Here is a 2,559-nt window from a genome sequence, read left to right on the forward strand (position 1 = left end):
ACCAGCCCCGGATGCCGCAGAGAGGTACTCGTGAAGCCGTCGCGCCTGGTCACGCAACGCGTCCGCGGACCTCGCCGACACCGGCCACACCGCCAGACCGTCCGACTCCGCAGACTGGCCCGTGGCGGAGGCCGACGTATCAGGTGCCGCCTCCAGGATGATGTGCGCGTTCGTCCCGCTGATCCCGAACGACGACACCGCCGCCCGCCGTGCACGACCCACCTCCGGCCACGCACGTTCCTCCGTCAGCAGCTCGACGCCACCGTCCGCCCATTCCACGTGCGGCGTGGGCTCGTCCACGTGCAGGGTCTTCGGCAGCACACCACGCCGCATCGCCTCCACCATCTTGATCACACCGGCGATGCCCGCAGCGGCCTGCGTGTGCCCGATGTTCGACTTCAGCGAACCCAGCCACAACGGCCGCCCGGCCTCCCGGCCGTTCCCGTACGTCGAGATGAGCGCATGCGCCTCGATCGGGTCGCCGAGCGTGGTGCCCGTGCCGTGCGCCTCCACCACGTCCACGTCCGCCGTCGACAGACCCGCATCCGCAAGCGCGGCGCGGATCACGCGCTGCTGCGAGGGACCGTTCGGTGCGGTGAGTTGGCTGCTTCGGCCGTCCTGGTTCAGCGCGGAACCACGCACCACGGCGAGCACCTGGTGGCCGTTGGCCTGCGCGTCCGACAGGCGTTCCAGCAGCACCATGCCGACGCCCTCGCCCCAGGCGACACCGTCCGCGGCACCCGCGAAGGACTTGCAGCGGCCGTCGGGCGCGAGGCCCCGCTGGCGGCTGAACTCGATGAAGGTGGTCGGGGTGGCCATGACCGTGGCGCCGCCGGCCAGCGCCAGCGCGCACTCGCCCTTGCGTAGCGCCTGCACGGCGAGGTGCATCGCCACCAGGGACGACGAGCACGCTGTGTCGACGGTGACCGCGGGGCCCTGAAGGCCGAAGGTGTAGGAGAGCCGGCCCGAGGCGACACTGCCCGCGCTGCCGGTGCCGACGTAGCCCTCGAACTCCTCGGGGATGTGGTCGAACAGCCGGGAGCCGTAGTCGCCGTACATGATCCCGGTGAAGACACCCGTGTCGGTGCCGTCCGGGTCGATGCCGGCGCGTTCGAAGGCCTCCCAGGCGGTCTCCAGCAGGAGGCGCTGCTGGGGGTCGAGCGCGAGCGCCTCCCGCGGGCTGATACCGAAGAACTCGGCGTCGAACGCGTCCGCGTCGTACAGGAACCCGCCCTGCCGAACGTACGACTTCCCCGTGGCCGCAGGATCCGGGTCGTACAGGCCCGTCACGTCCCAGCCGCGGTTGCCCGGCAGTTCGCCGATGGCGTCCACGCCGTCGGCAACCAGTTGCCACAGGTCGTCCGGCGCCGCCACCCCGCCGGGGAAACGGCAGCCCGCTCCCACGATCGCAATCGGCTCGGCCGCGGCATGGACCCATTGGTCATGCTGCTTCCGTAGCCTCTCGTTCTCCCGGAGCGCTGCCCGCAATGCGGTCACGATCTTGTCTTCCGAAGGCGTGGCCATTGGGCGCTCCCCTGATCTGGTGCGGGTCACGACTGAGCGGTTTCGCATCCTCCTGACGATTCCTAAGAGGCAGCTTCGTACGATCTAAAGTCGCCGCCGCAGCGCCGGGACCAGCACCAACCCCTGTGCGGGGCACCCCCTACGACCCCGAGGATCCGCGGAAAACAGTGGTCTGTTCTGGGGTGGTTAGGGGGTACGGACACCGCGGACCTGCGCCTAGCCTCACGTGTGCGGAGAATCGCAAGCACGGCCGTTCGTCCCGGTTGACAAGGGTGTCCCGCATCAAGCCGGTCCCCTTCGGGTTCACGCCGTCCCCATCTGGTAGACCGCAGGACCGCAGAGGAGAAACCGTCGTGCGCAAGTCGGAATCCGGGCTGCCCATCGAGCCGGTCTACGGGCCTGACGCCCTTGCGGATCGGGATCCGGCGGAGAAGATCGGCGCACCGGGCGCGTACCCCTTCACCCGCGGCGTGTATCCGACCATGTACACCGGTCGCCCGTGGACGATGCGCCAGTACGCCGGTTTCGGCACCGCCGCGGAGTCCAACGCGCGCTACAAGCAGCTGATCGCCAACGGCACGACGGGCCTGTCGGTCGCCTTCGACCTGCCCACCCAGATGGGCCACGACTCGGACGCCCCGATCGCGCGGGGTGAGATCGGCAAGGTCGGCGTCGCGATCGACTCCATCGACGACATGCGGGTGCTGTTCGACGGCATTCCGCTGGACCAGGTCTCCACGTCGATGACGATCAACGCGCCGGCGGCCCTGCTGCTGCTGCTCTACCAGCTCGTCGCCGAGGAACAAGGCGTCTCCGCCGACCAGCTGACCGGCACGATCCAGAACGACGTGCTCAAGGAGTACATCGCCCGCGGCACGTACATCTTCCCGCCCAAGCCGTCGCTGCGGCTGACCGCGGACATCTTCGCGTACTGCCGGGCCGAGATCCCGAAGTGGAACACCATCTCGATCTCCGGTTACCACATGGCCGAGGCAGGCGCCTCACCTGCGCAGGAGATCGCGTTCACGCTGGCGA

At 69.2% G+C, this 2,559-nt stretch carries 2 protein-coding genes; one reads left to right on the top strand and one right to left on the bottom strand.

All coding sequences use genetic code 11. The annotated features are described in order from the left end of the window. A partial coding sequence (locus NQO67_RS43395; protein WP_255956176.1) for a type I polyketide synthase occupies positions 1 to 1,524 on the bottom strand: 1,524 nt, incomplete at its 3' end. Between the two features lie 353 nt (positions 1,525 to 1,877). Between NQO67_RS43395 and NQO67_RS43400 the strand changes: the two genes are divergently transcribed. Further along, positions 1,878 to 2,559: methylmalonyl-CoA mutase family protein (locus tag NQO67_RS43400; protein WP_255956177.1), on the top strand; the 682-nt coding region annotated here is incomplete at its 3' end.

Origin of the sequence: Streptomyces odontomachi (genome assembly GCF_024435355.1) — a bacterium.
Lineage (GTDB): Bacteria > Actinomycetota > Actinomycetes > Streptomycetales > Streptomycetaceae > Streptomyces > Streptomyces odontomachi.